The sequence below is a fragment of the Streptomyces sp. NPDC088910 genome (assembly GCF_044749865.1).
GTDB lineage: Bacteria > Actinomycetota > Actinomycetes > Streptomycetales > Streptomycetaceae > Actinacidiphila.
In genome coordinates, this window is the sequence record NZ_JBIVIV010000002.1 from 410,343 (window position 1) to 433,631 (window position 23,289).

The 23,289-nt window shown below is 71.6% G+C and carries 19 protein-coding genes, 2 tRNA genes and 1 pseudogene; 14 read left to right on the top strand and 8 right to left on the bottom strand.

What is annotated here, in order from left to right; genetic code table 11:
- The first annotated feature begins 101 nt into the window (after positions 1 to 101).
- The 7 genes from gyrB (at position 102) to ACIP4Z_RS06380 (ending at position 9,708) form a co-directional block, all read left to right on the top strand.
- A complete protein-coding gene (gene gyrB, locus ACIP4Z_RS06350) occupies positions 102 to 2,102 on the top strand; it encodes a DNA topoisomerase (ATP-hydrolyzing) subunit B (protein WP_355336774.1) in 2,001 nt (666 codons plus the stop codon).
- Positions 2,103 to 2,143: 41 nt separating this feature from the next.
- On the top strand, positions 2,144 to 4,795 hold the full coding sequence (gene gyrA, locus ACIP4Z_RS06355; protein WP_391042009.1) for a DNA gyrase subunit A: 2,652 nt from the start codon (positions 2,144 to 2,146) through the stop codon (positions 4,793 to 4,795).
- A gap of 3 nt (positions 4,796 to 4,798) precedes the next feature.
- Positions 4,799 to 5,413: a DUF3566 domain-containing protein gene (locus tag ACIP4Z_RS06360; RefSeq protein WP_391042007.1), complete on the top strand. Its 615-nt coding sequence runs from the start codon at positions 4,799 to 4,801 to the stop codon at positions 5,411 to 5,413.
- An 83-nt stretch (positions 5,414 to 5,496) separates the two neighbouring features.
- Positions 5,497 to 5,570 (top strand) — tRNA-Ile (locus ACIP4Z_RS06365).
- A gap of 178 nt (positions 5,571 to 5,748) precedes the next feature.
- Positions 5,749 to 5,889 carry a DLW-39 family protein gene (locus ACIP4Z_RS06370; protein WP_223187219.1) on the top strand — a complete coding sequence of 47 codons (141 nt, stop codon included), beginning with the start codon at positions 5,749 to 5,751 and terminating at the stop codon, positions 5,887 to 5,889.
- A gap of 310 nt (positions 5,890 to 6,199) precedes the next feature.
- Complete coding sequence (locus ACIP4Z_RS06375; RefSeq protein ID WP_401305469.1) at positions 6,200 to 8,320, top strand: VWA domain-containing protein; 2,121 nt, start codon at positions 6,200 to 6,202, stop codon at positions 8,318 to 8,320.
- Positions 8,317 to 9,708, top strand: coding sequence for a hypothetical protein (locus ACIP4Z_RS06380; protein WP_401305471.1), 1,392 nt, complete (start codon positions 8,317 to 8,319; stop codon positions 9,706 to 9,708). Before ACIP4Z_RS06375 ends, ACIP4Z_RS06380 begins: the two co-directional genes overlap by 4 nt.
- A 119-nt stretch (positions 9,709 to 9,827) precedes the next feature.
- On the opposite strand, the gene ACIP4Z_RS06385 is transcribed toward ACIP4Z_RS06380, so the two are convergent.
- Together ACIP4Z_RS06385 and ACIP4Z_RS06390 are read right to left on the bottom strand one after the other, a co-directional pair.
- Positions 9,828 to 11,168 (bottom strand): serine/threonine-protein kinase, encoded by a 1,341-nt coding sequence (locus tag ACIP4Z_RS06385; protein ID WP_401305473.1) that lies wholly within the window; start codon positions 11,166 to 11,168, stop codon positions 9,828 to 9,830.
- A gap of 17 nt (positions 11,169 to 11,185) precedes the next feature.
- On the bottom strand, positions 11,186 to 11,749 hold the full coding sequence (locus tag ACIP4Z_RS06390; protein WP_355336678.1) for a DNA-binding protein: 564 nt from the start codon (positions 11,747 to 11,749) through the stop codon (positions 11,186 to 11,188).
- Between the two features lie 106 nt (positions 11,750 to 11,855).
- Here ACIP4Z_RS06390 and ACIP4Z_RS06395 point away from each other — a divergent pair.
- Positions 11,856 to 11,928: transfer RNA gene (locus ACIP4Z_RS06395), tRNA-Ala, on the top strand.
- 15 nt (positions 11,929 to 11,943) lie between these two features.
- On the opposite strand, the gene ACIP4Z_RS06400 is transcribed toward ACIP4Z_RS06395, so the two are convergent.
- The 3 genes from ACIP4Z_RS06400 to ACIP4Z_RS06410 form a co-directional block, all read right to left on the bottom strand.
- Positions 11,944 to 12,699: a WbqC family protein gene (locus ACIP4Z_RS06400; RefSeq protein WP_401305475.1), complete on the bottom strand. Its 756-nt coding sequence runs from the start codon at positions 12,697 to 12,699 to the stop codon at positions 11,944 to 11,946.
- 28 nt (positions 12,700 to 12,727) lie between these two features.
- A complete protein-coding gene (locus ACIP4Z_RS06405; protein WP_401306016.1) occupies positions 12,728 to 13,324 on the bottom strand; it encodes a YdcF family protein in 597 nt (198 codons plus the stop codon).
- 65 nt (positions 13,325 to 13,389) lie between these two features.
- A complete protein-coding gene (locus ACIP4Z_RS06410) occupies positions 13,390 to 14,223 on the bottom strand; it encodes a helix-turn-helix domain-containing protein (protein ID WP_401305477.1) in 834 nt (277 codons plus the stop codon).
- Between the two features lie 95 nt (positions 14,224 to 14,318).
- Here ACIP4Z_RS06410 and tgmA point away from each other — a divergent pair.
- From tgmA to tgmC, 3 genes and pseudogenes are all read left to right on the top strand, one after another.
- Positions 14,319 to 14,603, top strand: a pseudogene (gene tgmA, locus ACIP4Z_RS06415) (putative ATP-grasp-modified RiPP); the annotation flags it as partial.
- 45 nt (positions 14,604 to 14,648) lie between these two features.
- Entirely contained in the window at positions 14,649 to 15,611 is a 963-nt protein-coding gene (gene tgmB / locus ACIP4Z_RS06420; protein WP_401306018.1) for an ATP-grasp ribosomal peptide maturase, read from the top strand.
- The gene (gene tgmC / locus ACIP4Z_RS06425; protein WP_401305479.1) at positions 15,608 to 16,771 is read left to right on the top strand and encodes an ATP-grasp peptide maturase system methyltransferase; all 1,164 of its coding nucleotides are present in this window, start codon (positions 15,608 to 15,610) and stop codon (positions 16,769 to 16,771) included. Before tgmB ends, tgmC begins: the two co-directional genes overlap by 4 nt.
- 72 nt (positions 16,772 to 16,843) lie before the next feature.
- Here tgmC and ACIP4Z_RS06430 read toward each other — a convergent pair whose 3' ends face one another.
- Positions 16,844 to 17,758 (bottom strand): serine hydrolase, encoded by a 915-nt coding sequence (locus ACIP4Z_RS06430; protein WP_355336683.1) that lies wholly within the window; start codon positions 17,756 to 17,758, stop codon positions 16,844 to 16,846.
- Entirely contained in the window at positions 17,755 to 18,741 is a 987-nt protein-coding gene (locus ACIP4Z_RS06435; RefSeq protein WP_401305481.1) for a LysR family transcriptional regulator, read from the bottom strand. Before ACIP4Z_RS06435 ends, ACIP4Z_RS06430 begins: the two co-directional genes overlap by 4 nt.
- A gap of 256 nt (positions 18,742 to 18,997) precedes the next feature.
- Here ACIP4Z_RS06435 and bla point away from each other — a divergent pair, with 256 nt between their 5' ends.
- The gene (gene bla, locus ACIP4Z_RS06440) at positions 18,998 to 19,996 is read left to right on the top strand and encodes a class A beta-lactamase (RefSeq protein WP_401305483.1); all 999 of its coding nucleotides are present in this window, start codon (positions 18,998 to 19,000) and stop codon (positions 19,994 to 19,996) included.
- Between the two features lie 56 nt (positions 19,997 to 20,052).
- Here bla and ACIP4Z_RS06445 read toward each other — a convergent pair whose 3' ends face one another.
- Complete coding sequence (locus ACIP4Z_RS06445; protein WP_401305485.1) at positions 20,053 to 21,471, bottom strand: helix-turn-helix domain-containing protein; 1,419 nt, start codon at positions 21,469 to 21,471, stop codon at positions 20,053 to 20,055.
- A 188-nt stretch (positions 21,472 to 21,659) separates the two neighbouring features.
- Here ACIP4Z_RS06445 and ACIP4Z_RS06450 point away from each other — a divergent pair, with 188 nt between their 5' ends.
- Positions 21,660 to 22,394 carry a DUF4232 domain-containing protein gene (locus ACIP4Z_RS06450; protein ID WP_401305487.1) on the top strand — a complete coding sequence of 245 codons (735 nt, stop codon included), beginning with the start codon at positions 21,660 to 21,662 and terminating at the stop codon, positions 22,392 to 22,394.
- A gap of 56 nt (positions 22,395 to 22,450) precedes the next feature.
- Complete coding sequence (locus ACIP4Z_RS06455) at positions 22,451 to 23,281, top strand: methyltransferase domain-containing protein (RefSeq protein WP_401305489.1); 831 nt, start codon at positions 22,451 to 22,453, stop codon at positions 23,279 to 23,281.
- Positions 23,282 to 23,289: the final 8 nt, after the last annotated feature.

Consider the following 23,289-nt stretch of genomic DNA (forward strand, 5'->3'; position numbering starts at 1 on the left):
GGTAGACTGATGGGCAGACCGCCCTCCCCTGGCAGCAGACAGGGGGACACCAGCGGAACATGTCGAAGACGCAGCCGATCCCGCCCCGCGGGAGACGGCTCGTGCTGTGCCAGAAAGGGCGCTTCGTGGCCGATTCCGGCAACCCCAACGAGAATTCCAGCAAGTCCTACGACGCCAGCGCGATCACCGTGCTCGAGGGTCTCGAAGCGGTGCGCAAGCGCCCCGGTATGTACATCGGTTCGACCGGTGAGCGGGGCCTGCACCACCTCGTCCAGGAGGTCGTCGACAACTCGGTCGACGAGGCGATGGCCGGTCACGCGGACACCATCGACGTCACCATCCTCGAAGACGGCGGCGTGCGCGTCGTGGACAACGGCCGCGGCATCCCGGTGGGCATCGTCCCCTCCGAGGGCAAGCCGGCCGTCGAGGTCGTGCTGACGGTGCTGCACGCGGGCGGCAAGTTCGGCGGCGGCGGTTACGCGGTCTCCGGCGGTCTGCACGGCGTCGGCGTCTCCGTGGTCAACGCGCTGTCCTCCCGGGTCGCGGTCGAGGTGCGCACCGAGGGCCACCGCTGGACGCAGGACTACAAGCTGGGTGTGCCGACGGCGCCGCTGCTGAAGAACGAGGCGGTCGACGAGACCGGCACCACGGTCACCTTCTGGGCAGACGCGGACATCTTCGAGACCACCGACTACTCCTTCGAGACGCTGTCGCGGCGCTTCCAGGAGATGGCGTTCCTCAACAAGGGCCTGCGGATCTCGCTGACCGACGAGCGCGCCGACCACGTGGACGAGGAGGGCAAGCCGCTCACCGTCACGTACCACTACGAGGGCGGCCTCGTGGACTACGTGAAGTACCTGAACTCGCGCAAGGGCGAGCTGATCCACCCCACCGTCATCGACATCGAGGCGGAGGACAAGGAGCGGCTGCTGTCGGTCGAGGTCGCCATGCAGTGGAACACCCAGTACAGCGAGGGTGTGTACAGCTTCGCGAACACGATCCACACGCACGAGGGCGGCACGCACGAGGAGGGCTTCCGCGCGGCGATGACCGGCCTGGTCAACCGCTACGCGCGCGAGAAGAAGTTCCTCCGGGAGAAGGACGACAACCTGGCGGGCGAGGACATCCGCGAGGGTCTGACCGCGATCATCTCCGTCAAGCTCGGCGAGCCGCAGTTCGAGGGCCAGACGAAGACGAAGCTGGGCAACACCGAGGCGAAGACGTTCGTCCAGAAGGTCGTGCACGAGCACCTGACCGACTGGCTGGACCGCAACCCCAACGAGGCCGCGGACATCATCCGCAAGTCGATCCAGGCGGCCACCGCCCGGGTCGCGGCCCGCAAGGCGCGGGACCTGACCCGCCGCAAGGGGCTGCTGGAGTCCGCGTCGCTGCCCGGCAAGCTGAGCGACTGCCAGTCCAACGACCCGACGAAGTGCGAGATCTTCATCGTCGAGGGCGACTCGGCCGGCGGCTCCGCGAAGTCCGGCCGCAACCCGCAGTACCAGGCGATCCTCCCGATCCGCGGCAAGATCCTCAACGTGGAGAAGGCGAGGATCGACAAGATCCTCCAGAACACCGAGATCCAGGCCCTGATCTCGGCCTTCGGCACCGGTGTGCACGAGGACTTCGACATCTCCAAGCTCCGCTATCACAAGATCATCCTGATGGCGGACGCCGACGTCGACGGCCAGCACATCAACACCCTGCTGCTGACCTTCCTGTTCCGCTTCATGCGGCCGCTGGTCGAGGCCGGGCACGTCTACCTCTCCCGCCCGCCGCTGTACAAGATCAAGTGGGGCCGGGACGACTTCGAGTACGCGTACTCCGACCGTGAGCGGGACGCGCTGGTGGAGATCGGCAAGCAGGCCGGCAAGCGCATCCGCGAGGACTCGATCCAGCGCTTCAAGGGTCTGGGCGAGATGAACGCCGAGGAGCTGCGGGTCACCACGATGGACATCGACCACCGGGTGCTCGGCAAGGTCACGCTCGACGACGCGGCCCAGGCCGACGACCTGTTCTCGGTGCTGATGGGCGAGGACGTGGAAGCCCGCCGCTCCTTCATCCAGCGCAACGCCAAGGACGTCCGGTTCCTGGACATCTGAGTCGGCCCCCACTGGCCGTGTGAAAGGACTAATCGACAGCGATGGCCGACGACACCTCCAACGTTCCCCCCGTGCCCGACGTACCCCCGTCCGAGATGGACGAGCGCAACGAGTCGGGTGGCCTGCGCATCGAGCCCGTCGGGCTCGAGACCGAGATGCAGCGCAGCTATCTCGACTACGCGATGTCCGTCATCGTCTCGCGCGCGCTGCCGGACGTGCGGGACGGCCTCAAGCCGGTGCACCGCCGCGTGCTGTACGCGATGTACGACGGCGGCTACCGGCCCGAGAAGGGCTTCTACAAGTGCGCGCGCGTCGTCGGCGACGTGATGGGCACCTACCACCCGCACGGTGACTCCTCGATCTACGACGCGCTGGTCCGTCTCGCGCAGCCGTGGTCGATGCGGATGCCGCTGGTGGACTCCAACGGCAACTTCGGTTCCCCGGGCAACGACCCGGCCGCCGCGATGCGGTACACCGAGTGCAAGATGATGCCGCTGTCCATGGAGATGGTCAGGGACATCGACGAGGAGACCGTCGACCTCCAGGACAACTACGACGGCCGCAACCAGGAGCCGACGGTCCTCCCGGCGCGCTTCCCGAACCTGCTGATCAACGGTTCCGCGGGCATCGCGGTCGGCATGGCGACGAACATCCCGCCGCACAATCTGCGCGAGGTCGCCGACGGCGCCCAGTGGTGCCTGGCCAACCCGGACGCCACGCCCGAGGAGCTGCTCGACGCCCTCATGGAGCGGATCAAGGGCCCGGACTTCCCGACCGGCGCCCTGGTCGTCGGCCGCAAGGGCATCGAGGACGCCTACCGTACGGGCCGCGGCTCGATCACGATGCGCGCGATCGTCGAGGTCGAGGAGATCCAGAACCGGCAGTGCCTGGTCGTCACCGAGCTGCCGTACCAGACCAACCCGGACAATCTGGCGCAGAAGATCGCCGACCTGGTGAAGGACGGCAAGATCGGCGGCATCGCCGACGTCCGTGACGAGACCTCGTCGCGCACCGGCCAGCGGCTGGTCATCGTCCTCAAGCGGGACGCGGTCGCCAAGGTCGTGCTGAACAACCTGTACAAGCACACCGACCTCCAGTCCAACTTCGGCGCCAACATGCTGGCGCTGGTCGACGGCGTGCCGCGCACCCTGTCGCTGGACGCGTTCATCCGCAACTGGGTGAACCACCAGGTCGAGGTCATCGTGCGGCGGACCCGCTTCCGGCTGCGCAAGGCCGAGGAGCGCGCCCACATCCTGCGCGGTCTGCTCAAGGCGCTGGACGCGATCGACGAGGTCATCGCGCTGATCCGGCGCAGCGACACCGTCGAGGTCGCGCGCGAGGGCCTGATGGGCCTGCTCCAGATCGACGAGATCCAGGCCAACGCGATCCTGGAGATGCAACTCCGCCGGCTGGCCGCCCTGGAGCGGCAGAAGATCATCGCCGAGCACGACGAGTTGCAGCAGAAGATCAACGAGTACAACGCGATCCTCGCCTCGCCGGAGAAGCAGCGGCAGATCATCAGCGAGGAGCTCCAGGCCATCGTCGACAAGTTCGGCGACGACCGGCGCAGCAAGCTGGTGCCCTTCGACGGCGACATGTCCATGGAGGACCTGATCGCCGAGGAGGACATCGTCGTCACGATCACCCGTGGCGGCTACGTCAAGCGCACCAAGACCGAGGACTACCGGTCGCAGAAGCGCGGCGGCAAGGGCGTACGCGGCGCGAAGCTGAAGCAGGACGACATCGTCGACCACTTCTTCGTGACCACCACCCACCAGTGGCTGCTGTTCTTCACCAACAAGGGCCGGGTCTACCGGGCCAAGGCGTACGAGCTGCCGGACGCCGGGCGGGACGCGCGCGGCCAGCACGTGGCGAATCTGCTGGCCTTCCAGCCGGACGAGCGGATCGCCCAGATCCTGGCGATCAAGGACTACAACGCGGCGCCGTACCTGGTGCTGGCCACCAAGGCCGGACTGGTGAAGAAGACCGCGCTGAAGGACTACGACTCGCCGCGCGCGGGCGGTGTCATCGCGATCAATCTGCGCGAGTCCGGCGCGGTGGACGGCGACGCGGACGGCGAGGGCGCGGTGCTCGGCACCTCCGACGAGCTGATCGGCGCCGAGCTGGTCTCCGCGGAGGACGATCTGCTGCTCGTCAGCCGTAAGGCGCAGTGCATCCGCTTCACCGCCACCGACGACGCGCTGCGCCCGATGGGCCGCGCCACCTCGGGCGTGAAGGGCATGAGTTTCCGTCCAGGTGACGAACTCCTCTCGATGAATGTCGTCCGGCCCGGTACGTTCGTGTTCACCGCCACGGACGGCGGGTACGCGAAGCGCACATCGGTGGACGAGTACCGGGTCCAGGGGCGCGGCGGACTCGGTATCAAGGCGGCGAAGATCGTGGAGGACCGCGGTTCTCTGGTCGGCGCTTTGGTTGTCGAGGAGACCGATGAGATCCTGGCCATCACGCTCAGCGGTGGGGTGATCCGTACGCGGGTCAACGGGGTCAGGGAGACGGGCCGTGACACCATGGGCGTCCAACTGATCAACCTCGGTAAGCGGGACGCCGTCGTCGGCATCGCGCGGAACGCCGAAGCGGACGACGACCCGGAGTCGGCCATCGTGGCCGAAGCCGGTGAGGACGACGGAGCGGTCGCGGGCCTGGAGCCCGAGACCGGTGAAGCGGAGGAGTAAGCCGTGAGTGGAGCCACGGGCGCCGCAGGTGGGGCGGGCAGGACCGGGGGTGCCCATGGCTCGGCCAACCTCAACGGCCCGCAAGAGGGGGGATACACCGTGACTGACACGCGTCAGCCGCCGCCGCACCAGCCGGCGCAGGCGTACGCGCCGCCGGCACCCGCCACACCTCCGCCGACGCCGGGTTCGCCCGCCGCCGCGGGGGTGCGCAGGCCGCGTCCCGCGGCCCGGTCGGTGCCGCGCACCCGCAAGGCGCGGCTGCGGATCGCCAAGGCCGATCCCTGGTCGGTGATGAAGGTGAGCTTCCTGCTCTCCATCGCACTGGGCATCTGCACGATCATCGCCGTGGCGGTGCTGTGGATGGTGCTGGACGCGATCGGCGTCTTCAGCACCGTCGGCGACACCATCAGCGAGGCCACCACGTCCGAGCAGGGCGGCAGCGGCGGCTTCGACCTGGTGTCGTTCCTGTCGCTCTCCCGGGTGATGGTCATCACCTGTGTGATCGCCGTGATCGACGTCATCCTGGCCACCGCGCTGGCCACGCTCGGCGCCTTCGTCTACAACCTCTCGGCGGGCTTCGTCGGCGGTGTCGAGCTGACGCTGGCGGAGGACGAGTAGCCGTCCGTCAGGGCGGCAGGTCGGGGCGGCGGATACCGATTTTGGGACATGGCCCAGGGTGCGCTAATCTTTCGGTGCAGCGCGGGGCTATAGCTCAGACGGTTAGAGCGCTTCCCTGATAAGGAAGAGGCCCCAGGTTCAAGTCCTGGTAGCCCCACCGCGTGAAGGCCCCCAACCGCAAGTCGGTTGGGGGCCTTCGGTGTGTACGGGGGGTGTGAGGCCGCGCTGTTGAGGGTAGAACGAAAGGCCGCACAGGTCACCGTTCGGTATCGGCCGCTGTGTATAGTCGGGCGCGTCAGAAGCTCTCCCCACGGAATCAAGGAGGAGGTCACGCGATGAAGAAGTTTCTCCTGGTCGCCCTGGCCGCCGTCGCCGGACTGTTCGTATACCGACAGATTCAGGCGGACCGCGCCGAGCAGGACCTGTGGACCGAAGCCACCGACACGGTTCCGGCGGGATCCAGCACGACCGTGTGAACCGTACGTACTGTCTTCGGGCCCCGGCCGCACTCATGGGTGAGTGCCGCCGGGGCTTCGCTGTTTCCGGGGGCCGTGGGGGCGGGTCGGGGGCTTGGCTGCCGCGGGCGGTCAGGGGCTTCGCTGTCGCCGGGCGGGTCCGGGGCTCTGCTGTGTCGCCGGGCGGGTCGGGGGACTTGGCCGCTGCCGGGGCGTGTGGGCGAGCCCGGCTCGGCTGTTGCGGGACCGTGACAGGAACCGCTTGAGTTTGCCTGAGCAAATCCTTAGGTTTGCTCTTGCAAATGAAGTGGAGCGAGGGGGATGTGACGGCATGGAACGACGACCACCACCGGGGCGGGCAGCCGCCACCGCCGCGCTGCTCGGGGCGCTGCTCCTGGCCTGCGCGGCCGTGCTGACCGGCGCGGGAACCGCCGCCGCGGCCCCGGCCGCACCCGCCGCCCCGGCCGTCGGCCAGGACGGCAGCCTGATCATGGTGCTGGACTCCTCCGGCTCGATGGCGGGCCCCGACGGCTCGGGCAGCACCCGGATCGCCTCGGCCCGCAAGGCCGTCGGCTCCGTCGTGGACTCGCTGCCGGACGGTTACCCGACCGGACTGCGGGTCTACGGCGCGGGCAAGCCGCACGGCTGCGACGACACCTCGCTCGCCAAGCCGGTCACCCCGCTCGACCGGGACGCCGTCAAGCGCGCGGTGGACGCCGTACAGCCCAAGGGGGACACCCCGACGGCGCTCGCGCTCACCAAGGCGGCCGACGACCTGCCCGCCGACGGGCGGCGCACGATCCTGCTGATCTCGGACGGCGAGTCCAACTGCGGGGCGCCCAAGCCGTGCGACGTGGCCGCGCGGCTCGCGGGCGACGGCAAGGACGGCATCGACCTGCGGATCAACACGGTCGGCTTCCAGGTCAAGGGCGCGGCCCGCGGCGAGCTGGAGTGCGTCGCCCGCGCCGGGCACGGCTCGTACTACGACGCGCCGGACGCCGCCTCGCTCGCCCGCCAGCTCGTGCGCGCCTCCCAACTGAGCGCGGACGCGTACCGCTTCGAGGGCACCCGGATCACCGGCGGCGACTCGGCGGAGCACGCCGCCTCGATCAGCACCGGCCAGTACCTCGACACCATCGGCCCCGGCGAGACGCGCTGGTACGCCGCCACGCTGGACGGCGTCTCGACCGCCGACGCGTCGGTCACCGCGGCCCCGCAGCCGGGCGTGCCGGTCACCTACGGCGACGGCCTGGAGCTGAAGCTCACGGGGACGGGCAAGTACGCCTACTCCTGCGACACGCAGTCCGCGCACTTCGGGCAGAACGAGGGCGCGATGACGCTGACCGGCGCGGTCAGCCGGGTGCCGTCCGCCGACCACAAGGACGACTGCGACAAGGCGGGCCGCTACCTGCTGTCGGTGCACCGGACGAGCGCGCCCGCCTCCGACCGGAGCCGCTGGCCGGTCGAACTGCGGCTGGACGCCGAGGCGCCGCTGCCCGCGGGCACCACACCGGCCGCCGCGCGGACCGACTACGGGACCGCGCCCGCGCCCGTCACCGGCACGCCCAAGGACCTCGTCGGCGGCACCGGCTTCAACGACGCCGCACGGGTCGGCACCGGCGTCTGGCGGGACCACCTGCTGCCCGGCCAGACCCGCTACTACAAGGTCCACCTCGGCTGGGGCCAGCAGCTCACCTACGCGGCGGAATTCGCCAACGAGCCGGTCCTGGACGACTCCTCGTCCCACGCGTCCACCTTCGTCACCACCTCGGCCTTCGCGCCCGGCAGGCTCCCGATCGAGAGCGCCTCCGACGCCCGCGGCGAGCGCTCGTACTTCGGCAAGCCGCTGTCGGTCGGCCTCGGTACGGTCCCGGTGACCTGGACCAACCGCTGGACGGTCGGCGACCCGGCCGACACCGTGCACAGCGCGGGCGACTACTGGATCGCGGTCGGACTCGGCCCGAACGCGGCGCAGTTGGCCAAGAACGCCGCTGTCGGCGTCATCCTGCGGGTCGCGGTCACCGGTGACGAGCTGGCGGGCCCCGAATACCAGGCGCCGAAGCTGGCCGAGCAGGGCGGCGACCGGAACGGCGCGAGCGGCGCCGACGGCGGTACGAAGGGCCGGGCCGCGGGTGACGGTGACGGTGACGGTGACGGTACGGGCTCCGCCGCGGGGTCCGGCATCGGCTCGGTCACGGGCAAGGACCTGCTCGCGGCGGGGACGGGCGGCGCCGTGGCGCTGGCCGGGGTCGGGGTGGCGGCGCTGATCCGCCGCGCCGGGGCCCGTCAGCGGTTCCGTGCGCAGGCCGACACGCTGGTCGGTACTCAGACCGGCACGCAGACGAGCACACCGGGCACTCAGACGGGCCCTGAGACCGGCACTCAACCGGGCACACAGACCGGCACTCAACCGGGCACTCAGTCCGGCGACGACTACAGGGGTGGGGCATGAAGCGCCAACTGACGTTCACCGCGGCGGCGGGCGTGCTCGCGCTCGCCGCGCTCCAGGGACAGGCGGCGGCCGACACGGCGTCACCGTCCGCGCCCCCGTCCTCCGCGTCGGGGTCGTCCTCGGCCGGTTCCACGGGGGTCCCGACCGAGGCCCCGGCCACCTGGAAGCCGGAGGGCACCGCCGTCTCGGGGGCGCAGACCACGGCGGACGCGCCGCCGTTGAAGGCCGCGACCACGTACCGGGACATGATCAAGCCGAACGAGACCCGGATGTACGGGATCACGCTCGACGCCACGTCCTCGGCGTACGCCTCGGCCTTCGCGCTGCCGCCGACCGGCTCGCGGGTGGCGTACAACGACGGGCTGGAGCTTGAACTCCAGAGCGCGGACGGCACCACCTGCGACAGCCGGGACGCCAACTTCCGTGACGACGACGCGACCCGGCCGATCGGCTCGGCGGTCGCGCGGCTGGCGGGCGTCGGCACGTCCTGCCAGGAGGCCAACCAGTACACGCTGTCGGTGCACCGGACGAGCGCGGGGACGTCCGACCCCGGCGCGTGGCCGCTGGAGCTGCGCTTCGTCCTCGAACCCGCGCTGAAGGCCGGGACGACGGCGCAGCCCGCGCCGAACTTCGGCTCCGCGTCGCCGACCCCGCTGACCGCGGGCACGCCGCGACAGGCCCGCGGCGGCCCCAGCTTCGAGACGGCGGCGGCCGTCAAGACCGGCATCTGGAAGGACAAGGTGCTGCCGGGCGAGACGCGCTTCTACAAGGTCCCGGTCGACTGGGGCCAGCAGGCCACCGTCTTCTCGGACTTCTCCAGCGCTCCGGCCAACGGCGACAGCGCCACGTACATCGGCCAGGGCGTGCGGCTGACGGCGTACAGCCCGGTCCGTGAGCTGATCGACTCCGTCGACCACTCCTACTCCGGCGCGCCGACCTCGCTGAACGAGCGGCTGGCGCCGGTGTCGTACGCCAACAGGGCGGGCAGCGCCACCGATGTGGTGCGGGTGCGGTACGCGGGCTGGTACTACTTCGCGGTCACCGTGCACCCCGATGTCGCCAAGGCGGTGACGGGCGCGGTGCCGGTCACCCTGCGGGTGGACGTCAAGGGCGAGGCGCTGCCCGCGCCCGCGTACGACGGTGATCCGGGCGCGGCCGGCATCGGCGTCAGCGCGCACGACGTCTCGGCGGCGAACGGCTCGGGCACCGGGTCGTCCGGGTCGTCCGGCAGTTCGGGGCTGCGCTTCCTCGCCTTCGGCGCCATGGGCGCCGGGACGGTGCTGCTGCTCACGCTCGTGGTGTGGTTCGTCGCCGCGCGGCGACGGGCGGCGCGGACGGCGGACGCGGTGCCGCCGCAGCCGGGGTACGGGCCGCCGCCTGCCTGGTAGTGGGTGTCCTGTACGGGCTCTCGGACGGGTTCTTGTACGGGCTCTTGTTTACGGATGCCGGTAACAGTCGCTCTCCTGGAGGGCGGCTGTTACCCGTTTCCGCGCGGAGGCCGGCGGCTCTAGGAGGCCAGCAGCGCCAGGATGCCGACGACGAAGCACAGGACGGCGACGACGAGGACCGGCACGACCACCTTGGCCGAAGGGCCCGGCGTGGGCGCGCGGACCGGGAGGTGGGCCGAGACCGTACCGGCGCTGTGACCGGCCGCCGGGTCCGCGGCGGCCGGGCCGGTGGCCGCCGGGTCGGGCAGCGGGCGCGTCGGGGCGGTACGGGCGATGGGCGCGGCCGGGGGGAGCGGCTGGGCGGGGGTGTACGGCTCCGCGCGGGTCCTGGTGTGGGTGACCGGCTGTACGGGGGCGGGGGCCGTTGTCTGCGGGGCGGCCGTCTGCGGGGCGGCGAGGGGGAAGCCGGTGGTGAGGGCGCGGGCCGGTTCCGGGACGGCCGGGGCGGCGGGCGCGGCGGGTTCCGGTTCCGCGGGCCCCGCGTGCCTCGCGCGTTCCGCGGACTGCGAGGACTTGGCGGGCAGCGGGCCGTCCGGGCCGAAGCCCTCGGGCAGCGGGCCGATCTGGTCGAAGACCTCCACCGGTTCGTCGCCCGCGGCCGGTTCCCCGATCAGCTCCACGGCGGCGGCCAGCGCCTTGCGCGCGCCGGTGGCCGTACGGAATCTGGCCCGCGGGTCGGGTTGCAGCAGCGCGCCGATGACCTGCCACAGCGGCTCCGGCACCCCCACGGGCGCGGGCGGCATGCCCATCGTCAGGAAGCGCTCCGAGATCGCCTGCGCGTCCGGCTTCTGCCCGCCCAGCAGATAGAGCGCGACCAGGCCCACCGCGTAGAGGTCGGCGGGGACGTCGGGCTCGGCGCCGAGCATCTGCTCCGGCGCGAAGTAGCCGGGTGTGCCGACCACGTAGTCCGTCTCGGTCAGCCGCGGCTCGCCCTTGCGCATGGCGATGCCGAAGTCCGACAGGCGCAGGTGCGGGGTGCCGGTGCCGGTCGCCTCCAGCAGGATGTTCGCGGGCTTGATGTCGCGGTGGACGACGCCCTCGGCGTGCACGGCGGTCAGCCCGGACAGCAACTGGTCGAGCAGCACGCACACATAGTGCGGCGGCAGCGGCCCGTAGTCGCCGATCAGGTGCGACAGCGAGCCGCCGTGCACCAGGTCCATGGTGAACAGCACCTTGTCGTCGTCGGCCGCCCAGCTCGCCGGGGCCAGCACATGGGGGTGGTCGATCCGCATCGCCTGTTCGCGGACGAAACGCAGCAGCGCGTGCGCGTCGCTCTGCTGGAGGACCTTGGCGGCCACGTAGCGGCGCCTGCGGCGGTCCCACGAGCGCCAGACCGCGCCCACGCCGCCGCGGCCGATCGGGTCCACCAGTTCGTACCGGCCCGCGAAGACCTCACCCATGGTGCGCGCCCCTCCCCTCAGTCCTGATGCGCCTCGTAGTGCGCGACCGCCTCACCGGTCCGCCCGGCGCCGTACACACGAAGGAACTCTGCCAGTTGCGGGTGGGCGGGCGCGAGGGAGTGCGCCGCCCGCTCGATCTCCTGCGCGGACGCGACCGACCGCAGCACGTCCTGGATGCCCCGCACCACCTGCCGCGCGGGCGCCGCCGGGAGCTCCCCGGCCGCCGAGTGCGTCGTCGTCCCGCCCAGCACCGACGACCCGGCCAGCTCCCGGATCTCGTCCATCCGCGCCGCGGCCTCGATCGCCCCCGTCCGGCCCTCCGCCACCTGCCACGCCAGCTCCTGCAACGCCTGCAACCGCTGCACCACCGCCGGATTCCCGATCTTCGCCCGCTGCCCGCTCATGAGCTGCGACAGCATCGGAGCCGACAGCCCCAGCACCGCCGCCAGCCGCGCCTGGTTCAGCCCCAGGTCCGCCAGCAGCCGCCTGAACAGATCCCCCAACGGCTCCCCGTACCACCCCCGCTGCAACTCCCTCGCCTCCTGCGCGCGACGTGCCGAGTCCTGCGCCGACGCATCCATACGCGCTCCCAATTTGCTCCCGCGAATCCAGCAAACCCATCCTACGGACCCACCCCCATACCCGTTCGGCCCCCGCCCCCGGAACCGGTACGCTGTCTCCCGTAGCGGGGCCTTAGCTCAGTTGGTAGAGCGCTGCCTTTGCAAGGCAGATGTCAGGAGTTCGAATCTCCTAGGCTCCACAGCGTTCCCGCAGTTCAGCGGCCCCCTCGCCCGGTCCGGGCGAGGGGGCCGCTGGCGTGCGGGACACGAGCTGTGAGGAACTCGTCGAACGCGGCCTTGATGTTGCGGGGGCCGTACGCGGCGAGTGCCCACAGGGCGGACACTGTCGCCGCCCCCGTCCACAGGCCCTCGGAGGATGGTGGACGGAGTGCGTGGACGCTGAGACCCCGCTCGGCGAAGGGGCTTCGGTCGAGGTATCGCATGCCGCCCGTGCCGCAGAGGTAGGTGTCGGCGCCGACCGCCCTCGTGAGGTCGGCCAGGCGTGCCGAGCGGTCCGAGGACGCGGCGAGGTCACTGCTGTGCACGATGGAGCCGCGCCAGTCCAGGACGTTCAGCAGGGCGCGGGTGGTGGATTCAGCGACGGACGCTGTCCCACCGGTTTCAGTGACCGCCTGGACTGCGGGTTGGAGGGCGGCTTGCAGTGACGGCCAGTAGCCGCTGAGGCGGTAGTGCTGTGCGGGCAACTGGCTGAGGCGCCGGGCGGCGCGTGACGGGTCTACGAGTCGGGCCTCGCGGATCAATGTTGCGCGCCTGTAAGGGAGATGGGTTTCCACGGACAGCCACCGGCATTGCTCCGGGCGGTGGAGCCCCGCGAGCCGGGCTCGGTGCTGGTAGTCGCGACGGACGAACTGGACGTCGTCGAGGACCACCCATACGTCGGCCGCGTAGAGCTTCGCCAGTGTGGAGAGGCGGGGCAGGAGGTTGGGCTGATGGATCGCGCACGAGCGCACGGCCGGTGCGTGCAAGGAGGCGGTTCGGTCAGCCGGGCAGGAGCCAGGTGTCGTAACCACCGGCGCGGAGGCGTTCGAAGGCATCGCGGACCCTTTCAGGGACGTGCTGCTCGATGGCGAATCCGCGCTCGGGGTACTCCATCACCCGTTCCATGTCGCCCATGAGCATGTCGATGAGCTGCTTCTCGTCGTCATGCGTCCTGACGTACTCGTCGTACGGCAAAGGCTGGGAGACGCAGACCGGCTCGACCTCGGGCCACACCTTGCGGCATGTCGCGTAGGCCCGGCGCTGCATGTACGGCATGGAGATCAGGAGAAGGGTGGTCACCGCGATGCCCGCGTTCTCCAGCACTTCGCGGGAGAAGCCGATGTTCTGACCGGTGTTGGTGGCCTTGGGCTCCAGCAGGATCGCCTCGTCCGGCACTCCCAGGGAGAGCGCGTGCTCGCGGTAGTGGGTGGCTTCGCCGCGCGGGAATCGTGCCCGGGTGGCTGCGCTGGTGTCGCCTGTGAAGACCACGGTCGGGAACATGCCGGCGCGGTAGAGGTCAGCGGCGGTGGTGGCCACACCGAGGTCGAGGCTGCCGAGGGTGATCGCGGCGGAGCAGGGCTTCAGCTCGTGGCCCATCTGGTGGAAGTCCCAGATGGTGCGGGCGTCGGCCCGGTCCGCGTCGCTGATCGGTGCCTGGCTGGTCACGCGTACTCCTCGCTCTCACGCACGGTCTTGATGCTCCGCAGTTGGTGTTTCAGGCCGTACCGGGTGGCGGTGTCGGAGGCCCGGTCGAGCACGGAGTCGCCGGCACTGCGGGTGGCCGGGTCGGTGAGCAGGATGTGACCGTGCGCGGTGTCGATCTGGACGCGCTGGAGCGGGGTCTCGAAACGGCCGTTGCTGCGGGCCGTGTCGATGTACGCCAGCGCCCGGGTGAGATCGCCGACGCCGCGGTGCGCCAGCGCGAGCGAGAGTTCGATCTGCGCGGCCCGGCGGGGGATGCCGAGTTCGGTGAACACGGCGTGGGCGTCGCAGTAGAGGCGCTTGGCGGTCATCAAGTCCTGAAGGGTGCCCTGGAGTCGGCGCAGGTCGCCGGAGAGGACCAGGGAGCGACCGTAGAGGTACAAGCCGCGATCGTCCAGGTCCCGTGTCCGGACCCGACCGAGCCAACGTTCCAGGAGGCTGGCGGCGAAGGAGAAGTCCTGGCGGTCGAGACACACCGCGCTGCGCTCCAGATCCTCCGTCCAGGTCTCGTAATCGGCGACCGTGAGCGAGGGCGTCCTGGTCGGTCGCCGCCCGGGGAACGAACCCATGAGCTGATCGAATCGGGCTTGTACGGCGGCGTCGGAACGAGCGAGGGCTGTGTCGAGAATGGCTTGCGTGTCGGGCCAGGGGCAGGTGTCCGTGCCCAGCTTCTCCCACTTCGAGACGGTGCGGATGCCGACGCCGAGATGCGCCGCATAAGCACGCACACTCATGCGCAGCGCCTGCCGCAGCAAGCCCGCCTCGTGGCCCGTCCATCGACTCACGTTCACCACAGCGCGCCTACCTCCCGCCGCCATGGAATCACGGACGGTGTGCGAGCGGCCACGGAAGTGCCACAAAGGTGCAACGGCGGTTCATTCCCGGCGGGATGGGGCCGCGGCAGGCTCGAAGGACCCGATCCGTTCGTCCCGCCGTGGAGGTCATCAGCGTGGTCACCCGAACCGAGCAGCGACTCGCGCCCCAGCCCACCGCACCGTGGGGCGTCGGCCGTCTCGCCCCGTACCCGGCCACCGCACAGCGCCCGCATGCCACGGTCGTCGTCGACCCCGGCACGCAATTAGGTGTGTTCCGCGATCGCGCCGGTCTGCTGGTCGAGATGGGCGCGCACGGCACCAGCAAGGGCACCGAAACGTCGACCACCACGAACTCGGACTCCAAGAACGGGGTCACGACCAGGATTCCGAGCAGGACTGACGCCGTGACCGAGGAGAGGCCGGTTCTGGTGGTGACCGAGGCGGACGACCTGACCGCCGACATGGTGATCACCGAACTCAACCGGCGGAATGTGCCCGTGGTCAGGTTCAACCCTGCTGACATCGGTGCCGACTTGACGGTCTCGACCCGGTTCGGCACCCGCCCGGACTCCATGGCCGGGCGGCTGCGCACCCGGTCGAGGACAGCCGACCTGGCCCGCGTCCGCGCGGTGTACTGGCGCCGCCCCGAGTGGCCGGCCTTCTCCCATCTGCGCCCGGACGACGCCCGGTTCGCGGCTGCGCACGTCCGCTTCGGGCTCGGCGGTCTCCTCTACGCGATGGACGGCCCGCTCTGGGTGAACCATCCCCAGCGGATCGCCGCCGCCGACTACAAACCCGCGCAGCTCGCCCTCGCACAGCGACTCGGCCTCGCCGTCCCGGCCACCCTCATCACCAACGACCCGGACGAAGCACGCGAGTTCATTGCCGGTATCCGAGGCGACGTGCTGTTCAAAACGCTGCGCTGGACCCCGTACGTGCGGGACGGCGTACCGGTCACCGGCTGGGCCGAACCCGTGTCCGCCGACGAGGTCGACGAAAGCGTCCGTGTCGCGCCGCACCTGTTTCAGGCTCGCGTGGAGAAAGCCGCCGACGTCCGTGTCCTGGTGGTCGGCCGGCGCACGTTCGCCGTGCGGATCCAGTCCGGTCTGCTGGACTGGCGCAAGGACTACAGCGCCCTCACCTACACCGTCGAGCGCCTTCCCGAGGAGGTGGCCAAGGCGCTCCACCTCTATCTGGAGTGTCTCGGCCTGGTGTCGGGGAGCTTCGACCTCGCCGTGGATCGGGCGGGCGACTACTGGTGGCTGGAGTTGAATCCCAACGGCCAGTGGGGGTGGCTGGCGACGGAGACCGGCCTCCCGATGTCCTCCGCGTTCGCCGACCTGCTCGCACAAGGAGAAAGCCCGTGACCGATTCCGCGCCCGAGCGCCGCCGCCTCGCCACGGCGCTGGCTCGACACGGCGACCTCATCTCGCCCTGGCTGCGCGCGGCCGTCGAAGCCGTACCCCGCGAGGTGTTCCTCCGCCCCGGGGTGTTCCTCGACGAGGGCGGCCTCTGGAAACCCGTCACGGCGGCCGGCACCGAGCCCACCGAGTGGCTCAGGACCGCGTACGGTCGCGACACCCTCACCACTCAGCTCGACGGCCACCTGACCGCCGACCAGACGGCCGAGTCCGTTGCCGGGGTGCCCACTTCCTCCTCCACCACCCCCGCCACCGTCGTCCGGATGATCGAGAATCTGGACCTGGAGCCCGGCCACCGGGTCCTGGAAATCGGCACCGGTACCGGCTACTCCTCCGCCCTGATGTGCCACGGCCTCGGCGCGGAGAACGTGACCACGGTCGAGGTCGATCCGGAGGTGGCCGAGCGCGCGGACACCGCGCTGGAATCGCTCGGTTTCTCCGCATGGACCGTCACCGGCGACGGCCTCCTCGGGTACCCACGGAACGCCCCGTACGACCGCGTGATCGCCACCTGCGCCGTCCGCCGCATCCCGCACACCTGGATCCTCCAGACCAAGCCCCGGGGCACCATCCTGGCCACCGTGGGCTCCTGGCCGTACGGAACCGGCCTGGCCAAGGTGATCGTCGACGACGACGGCAACGCCGCAGGCCGCATTGCCGGCCGCTCGTCGTTCATGCAGGCACGTGCCCAAGCCGTCGTGCCGGTGGCAGGCGACCTGTCCGCCCGCACCGCCTACGTGGACAGCGAGCGGAAGACGAAGGTGCCACCGACCCTCCTCGACGACTGGATGCCGGCCTTCCTCGCTCAACTCGCCGCACCCGGCGCACATCTCGTCCGCGCCGTCCGGAGCGACGGGACCGGCCTGCTGTACCTCTTCGACCCCGACCGGGAGTCCTTCGCGGAATTCACCGCCCAGGACGGCCGGTGGACGGTCCGGCAGGGCGGCCCCGTACCTCTCTGGGACAGGATCGAGGGCGCGCTCGTCGCCTGGCAGGCCGCCGGACACCCTGAGATCAACTCGGTACGGCTCCGCGTCACCCAGGCGTCCCACCGCTACTGGATCGAAGGGACGCCAGCCCTGAACTGGGAACACGTCCTCGCCTGAGGCGTGGTGAGGATCTCCGCCGAGTCGTCCACACCGCGAAGGCCCACCGTCGTACCTGGGGGCCGGGGGCGGTCAGGTGGTGCGGGTGGCGCGTAGTGCTTCCACCGCCAGTCGCGCCGCCGTGCCGATGACGGCGTCGGCGCGCGGGAGTTTGGTGTCGGAGCGGGCGGCCTGGGTGAAGACGACGGCGGTGTAGGCGGTGCCGTCGGGGAATTCGACGACGCCCGCCTCGTGGCGCAGTGAGCCGAAGGTGCCGGTTTTGCCGTAGACGGTGATGTCGTCGTAGGGGAAACCGGAGGCGAGGCGGTGGGTCCAGGGCTGTCGGCGCATGACGTCGCGCATGAAGGCGCAACGGGCGGCGGAGGCGGCCTCGTCGGTCCAGATCGCGCGGAGCAGCACGGCGATGTCGGCGGGGGTGCCGGACGCCGTGAAGGCCGGGTCGTACACGCCGGGGGGTGCGACCGAGTCGTTGTCGGCGACGCGGGCGAGGGCCGCGTCCAGGGAGGCGGCGCCCGTCTCGGCGACCAGGCGGCTGAACGTGCCGGCGGCGCCGCCGTGGACGCGGGTGTCGGGCATGCCCAGCTCACGGCACATGGCGTCGACCACGTCGGGGCCGACCGCGCGGAGGACGGCGTCGGCCGCGGCGTTGTCGGAGATGGTCATCATCAGGACGACCAGGTCGCGCAGGGACATGGTGACGGGGTCGCGGAGTACGGAGACGCCGGTCGCGCCGGGGACGCGCTCGTCGGGCTCCAGCGTCACCGGGCGGCGCGGGTCGAGCAGCCCGGCGTCCGCGAGGCGGCAGAAGGCGGCCATCAGCGGCACCTTGTAGACGGAGGCGATGGGCAGCCGTTCGCCGGGGTCGATCGTCACCTGGTCGGACGGGCGGCGCAGATCCGCCACGTGCAGCCAGCCGCGGACGCCCGCGTCGTCGAACAGGGCGCGGATGGCCCGCTCGACCCCGCTCTTGTGCCGGGTGCCGCTCACGGCGCCACCCGCCGGGCCGGGACGCCGTGCGGAGAGTGCCCAGAGGTGTGAGGGGCCGCGATGCCACGGGCCAGGCTCTCCTCGAACCGCCGCGCCGTCCGCGCGGTCTCCCCCGCCCCCGGCCGCCGCGGATCCCAGGCCACCCGCAGCCGCAGCGGAAGCGGCGGATCGGCCGCCGCGCGCCGCTCCACCCCCGAGGCCGTCAGCGTGTCGTCCGCCGTGACCAGCACCGCCTGACCCGCCGCCACCAGTGCGAGCCCGGCGCGCTCGTCGGAGACCACCACCGTCTCCACCCGGCGGCCACGGCTGGCCAGGGTGTCCACGAACAGGTCGTGGGCCGCGGGCGCCTCGGCCCGCGGTCGTACGGCGACGGGCAGCCGCGGCGGCGCGCCACCGCCACCGGCACCGCCATCGTCACCGTGACCGCCACCCCCACCCCCGCCGTGAGAAACGTGCGGACCGGCCGGGGTGAGGAGCCAGGTCGGCAGCAGGATCACCCGGCCCGCGGTGAGACCGTGCAGCACGGACGGGTGCCGGATCACGGCGATGTCCAGCCGCCCGGCGGCGAGGTCGTTGAGCAGTACGGCCGTCGGCGCCGTCGTCACGCCGATGCGCGTCCGTTCACCGGTCCGTACCGGCGCGCCCGCGACCTCGGCCGCCGCGGCGGCCGCGAGGGGCGCGGGCACCTCGGGGGCCAGCCCGAGGCGCAGACGGCGGCCGTCGGCCTGCTCACGTGCACCGGTCTCGCGCAGCTCCGCGAGCGCGGCCAGCGCCCGGCGGGCGTGCGGGAGCAGCAGGGCGCCCTCCTCGGTGAGGGACACCCCGCGCTCGCGGTCGAAGAGGCGGACGCCGAGCAGCGCCTCCAGCCGCCGCAGGCCCTGCGACAGCGGCGGCTGCGTGATGCCGACCCGCTGCGCGGCGCTCCCGAAGTGTCCCTCTTCCGCCAGCGTGACGAAGATTTCCAGATGCCGTTCCGTCAGCAATCCGTGCCCCCTGGCGTGGGCCGATACGGCCTGTGAATCGATCCGACATCAAGAGCATATTCGACATACGGCCCGGTCGCGGGCTTGACTCCGGGACGAGGGGCCGACCGTACGGTGTGCCCCCGCACCGACGCCGTGGGCCGTCCGCGGCCACCAGGACCGGCTCACCTCCTGAGCCGACCGGCGGCCCCCCGGTGCGAACCCACCCCCCTCAGAACTGCGAACCCACCCCCCTCAGAACGGAGTCCCGCACCCCATGGACACCCGCGCCCCTGTCTCCCGCCGTTCCGCGCTCGCCACCCTCACCGGGATCGCGGCCGTGCCGATCACCGGCTGCGGCGGCTCCGGAACGACCGCCCCGACCCGGTCGGGCGCGCGGCCGACGACGACGTCCCCGCCCGTGACCCGGCCCACCCGGCCCACCGGGCCCACGCGACCCGCCCCGGGCGCGACGAACGCCGCCGACCCCGCCACGCGGCGCGCCTTCGCCGACCTGGAGAAGAAGTTCGACGCCACCCTCGGCGTCCACGCGCTCGACACCGGCAGCGGCCGTACCGTCGCGCACCGCTCCGACGAACGCTTCGCGTACGCCTCCACCTTCAAGGCCCTGCTCGCCGGAGCCGTTCTGGAGAAGAACTCGCTGCGGCGGCTCGACCGCGTCGTGCGCTACGGCCGGGGCGACCTCGTCAGCAACTCACCGATCACCGAGAAGCACGTGGCCACCGGAATGAGCGTGCGCGACCTGTGCGACGCGGCCATCCGGTACAGCGACAACGCCGCCGCGAATCTTCTCTTCCGCGAACTCGGCGGCCCCCGGCGGCTCCAGGACGCCCTGCGCGCGCTCGGCGACCACGTCACCCGCTGCGACCGGTTCGAACCCGCGCTCAGCGACGCCGTCCCCGGTGACCTCCGCGACACCAGCACGCCCCGCACCCTGGCCACCGACCTGCGCGCGTACGTCCTCGGGACGGCCCTCCCCGCCGACAAGCGCGCCGTGCTGACCGACTGGCTCGTGCGCAACACGACCGGGGACCACACCATCAGGGCCGGTGCGCCGCGCGGGTGGCGGATCGGCGACAAGACCGGCACCGGCGGGTACGGCACCCGCAACGACATCGCCATCGCCTGGCCGCCCGGCGGGGGCGCGCCGATCGTCCTCGCCGTCCTGTCCCGCCGCGCGGCCGAGGACGCGACCCGCGACGACGCGCTCATCGCCCGGGCGGCCGAAGTCGCCTTCGGAGCACTGACGCGGTAACGGCGTCACCCGCGTCACCCGTGTCCGTACGTCACCGCGTCGTCCCCCGCCTCGCCTCAGCCGCCCTCCCGCTTGATCCAGTCGGTGTAGCCGGGCGGGTAGTCGTAGCCGGGACGGTTCACGTCGGCGCTGGTACGGAAGGGGACGCCCTTGTTGTCGATGTGGAGGGTGCCGTGGCGGGTGCCGCTCGACCAGTCCAGGAGCAGGTCCCAGCGGACGTCGTACGCCTTGGTGGTGACGGTGACGCGGAAGACCTCGGGGTCCGACTCACTGACGCTGTACGGGAAGTCGCGCTGGCCGTTCTCCGGGGTGAGGTGCGGGCTGCCCTTGTCGAGGTCGACGCCGAAGTCCGCCGTCCCGACATTGCCGCCGCAGCCGACGGCCATCGCGTAGTCGTTCCAGGCGAGCGGCGCGGCCTTGGAGACGATCCGTACGTGCAGGGCCTCCAGGACGACGGTCTCGGAGCCGGTGCCCTGGACGGTGAGGGACAGGCGCTGTTCGTCGGAGGAGACCGCGCCGTACGCGGCGGCCCAGCGCGGTGAGTCCTGCTCGCTGGCGGGCGGCCCCATGTGCGAGGGCTCGGCGTCGACGAGGAAGTGCTGGCTGCACGGGTTCTCCTCGGCGCGGACGTAGGGGTGGACGTCGACGCTGACCGGCGGGGCCGTGCCGTCGCCTTCGCCGTCGCCGGTCCTGGTGGCGGGCGCGGCCCCGCCGGTCCTGGTGGCCGTGGGCGTGGTGGACGGGGTGCGGCTCGGCGCGGTCGAGGACGGGGTGGCGGGCGGCGTCGCGGTGGCCGCCGTACCGGTGGTCGTGGCGGCGGTGGTGCCGGTGGCGCCGACGGCCCGCTGTTTTCCGTCGGCGGAAACCCCGCCGTTCCCGCCGTCCCAGGGCCGGTCCACGGCGAGGACCACGGCTCCCAGGACGGCGGCCACGGTGACGGCCGCGATCAGGGCGTGACGGCGGCGGCGTGACGGCGGTGCGGGCGCGGGCGTGCGCGGCAGGTCGGTGACGACGAGGTCACCGTTTCCGTCGGTCTCGGCCTTGGCCTTGGCCGGGGACCCGGCTTCTGCCCCGGCCCCGGTCTCGGCCCCGGCACCCGCCTCCGCCGCTTGCGACAACGGCGCCGCCTGCTCCGTACCCGGTGCCTCCGCCGCCGCCCCCGCTTCCGCCGCTGCCGCCCCCGCCCGCGCCGCCGCGGCCTGTTCCGCGCGCCGGTCGCGCGCCGCGTCCGCGAGGATCCAGCGGCGGTGCAGCTCCATCAGTTCCTCGGGCGTCGCCCGGCAGACCCGCGCCAGGCGCTCGACCGGCGCGTACTCGTTCGGCACCGCGGTGCCGTTGCAGTAGCGGTGCAGCGTCGACGTGCTCATGTGCAGCCGCTTCGCCAGCGCCCCGTAGCTCAGGCCCGAACGGTCCTTGAGCTGCCGCAGCAGGGTCGCGAACTCGTTCGTTTCACCGGCCCCTGTTGCCACCGACATCAGTTCCTCCATCCCCCCGCGTCCCAGTCACGCATTCCAGGGGATGTGCGTTCCCCCTGCTCAGAGCCCGTTTTTCCATCCCAGCGTCCCCAACTGCCCGCCGACGGTGGTGGCTGGGACGGATTGCCCCGCAAGCTCCAGTCATCCAAGCAGCACCACCACCCGAACGACTAAGGGGCACCCGCCACATGTCCAGCATCCGGAACTCCCGTACCCGTACCCGCTTCGTCACCGCCGCCGCGACCGTGGCGCTCGCCGCGTTCGCTCTGACCGCCTGCGACGACGGGTCGGGCAGCAGGGACGAGGGCGCCTCGCCGGCCTCTTCGTCCTCCTCCGACGGCTCGCCCTCGGTCACCCCGACCCTCACTCCCGGTTCCGGCTCCACCACTGCGGACGCCGGGGGCACGCCGGTCGGTTCGAAGCCCGCCGCGGACGGCTCGACCAAGAAGCCCGTGGCCAAGGCACCCGCGCCGAAGAAGCCCGGGGCCAAGGACACGGCGGTCACCTGCCAGGGCTCCAACACCAAGACGGTCGCGTCCCCGCTGAATCGTCCCGTGAACCACATGCTGCTCACGGTCACCAACACCGGCGGGAACCCCTGCCTCCTCTACACGTACCCGTCCGTGCAGTTCACCGACGCGCAGGCCGAGCCGCCGGTCATCGAGGAGTCCCAGCCGCAGGCGGTCGTCACCCTGAACCCGGGTGAGTCCGGCTACGCCGTCATCGTCCTGGCCGCCGCCGACGGCAGCGCCGGGCACGGCCGCACCGTGAAGACCCTGAACGTCTACTTCCACGGCCGCTCCGGCAACGAGAGCGTCGGCACCGGCGCCCACCCGTCGCTGCCCGCCGGGGGCACCTACATCGACGACTCGCTCAAGGTCAGCTACTGGCAGCAGTCGATGAACGACGCGATCTCCTGGTAGCCGCCCCTTCGGGGGAAGGAGCCCGCCGAGGCGGGGGCGGTTGGTTGACTGGCGCCATGACGTCATCGACCTCATCGAGCTCACCGAGTTCACCGACCTCAGCGGTCTTCGAGACCGTCGCTCCCGGCTCCGTCGTCTACCTCGACCGTCTCGCCGCGACCGACCTGGGCCGCTTCTACAAGGGCCGCATGCTCGACGCACTCGATGTCAGGACCGGCCAGACGGTCCTGGACATCGGCTGCGGCCCCGGCACCGACCTCGGCGCCCTCGCCGACGCGGTCAGCGCTACGGGCTCGGGCTCCGCCCCCGGCGCGATCATCGGTGTGGACCACGACCAGGTCGCCGTCGACACCGCCAGGGAACGTACCGCCGACCGGGACACCGTCACCGTCCACCTCGGTGACGTCCACGAACTGCCCCTGGCCGACGGCAGCGTGGACCGCGCCCGCACCGACCGGGTGCTGCAACACGTCGCCGATCCCGTACGGGCGCTGCGCGAGGCCCGCCGTGTGCTGCGGCCCGGCGGGCGGCTGGTGCTGGGCGAGCCGGACTGGGACACGCTGACCGTCGACCACCCCGACGACGAGCTGTCGCGCGCCTACACGCGGTACGTGACCGACGAGGTGATCCGTAACGCCCGGATCGGCAGGCAGCTCCCCCGGCTGGCGGCGGAGGCCGGTTTCACGGTGCCGACGGTCGTCCCGGTGACGCCCGCCTTCCGGGACGTCGGCGCCGCCGACAAGGTCCTCGGCCTGGAGCGGACCACGCAACGGGCCCTCGCCGCCGGGTACTTCACCGTCGAAGGGGCCCGTCGCTGGCTGGACCACCTGGCCTCAGGGCCCTTCCTCGCGGCCGTGACCTTCTACATCGTGGTGGCGCAGGCGTAGCCGTGGCC

Excerpts from the sequence above, each read along its gene's own strand:
- gyrA (WP_391042009.1), top strand. The coding sequence starts at position 2,144 with ATGGCCGACGACACCTCCAACGTTCCCCCCGTGCCCGACGTACCCCCG.
- ACIP4Z_RS06370 (WP_223187219.1), top strand. The coding sequence starts at position 5,749 with ATGAAGAAGTTTCTCCTGGTCGCCCTGGCCGCCGTCGCCGGACTGTTC.
- ACIP4Z_RS06375 (WP_401305469.1), top strand. The coding sequence starts at position 6,200 with ATGGAACGACGACCACCACCGGGGCGGGCAGCCGCCACCGCCGCGCTG.
- ACIP4Z_RS06380 (WP_401305471.1), top strand. The coding sequence starts at position 8,317 with ATGAAGCGCCAACTGACGTTCACCGCGGCGGCGGGCGTGCTCGCGCTC.
- ACIP4Z_RS06385 (WP_401305473.1), bottom strand. The coding sequence starts at position 11,168 with ATGGGTGAGGTCTTCGCGGGCCGGTACGAACTGGTGGACCCGATCGGC.
- ACIP4Z_RS06390 (WP_355336678.1), bottom strand. The coding sequence starts at position 11,749 with ATGGATGCGTCGGCGCAGGACTCGGCACGTCGCGCGCAGGAGGCGAGG.
- ACIP4Z_RS06405 (WP_401306016.1), bottom strand. The coding sequence starts at position 13,324 with ATGGGCCACGAGCTGAAGCCCTGCTCCGCCGCGATCACCCTCGGCAGC.
- bla (WP_401305483.1), top strand. The coding sequence starts at position 18,998 with ATGGACACCCGCGCCCCTGTCTCCCGCCGTTCCGCGCTCGCCACCCTC.
- ACIP4Z_RS06445 (WP_401305485.1), bottom strand. The coding sequence starts at position 21,471 with ATGTCGGTGGCAACAGGGGCCGGTGAAACGAACGAGTTCGCGACCCTG.
- ACIP4Z_RS06450 (WP_401305487.1), top strand. The coding sequence starts at position 21,660 with ATGTCCAGCATCCGGAACTCCCGTACCCGTACCCGCTTCGTCACCGCC.
- ACIP4Z_RS06455 (WP_401305489.1), top strand. The coding sequence starts at position 22,451 with ATGACGTCATCGACCTCATCGAGCTCACCGAGTTCACCGACCTCAGCG.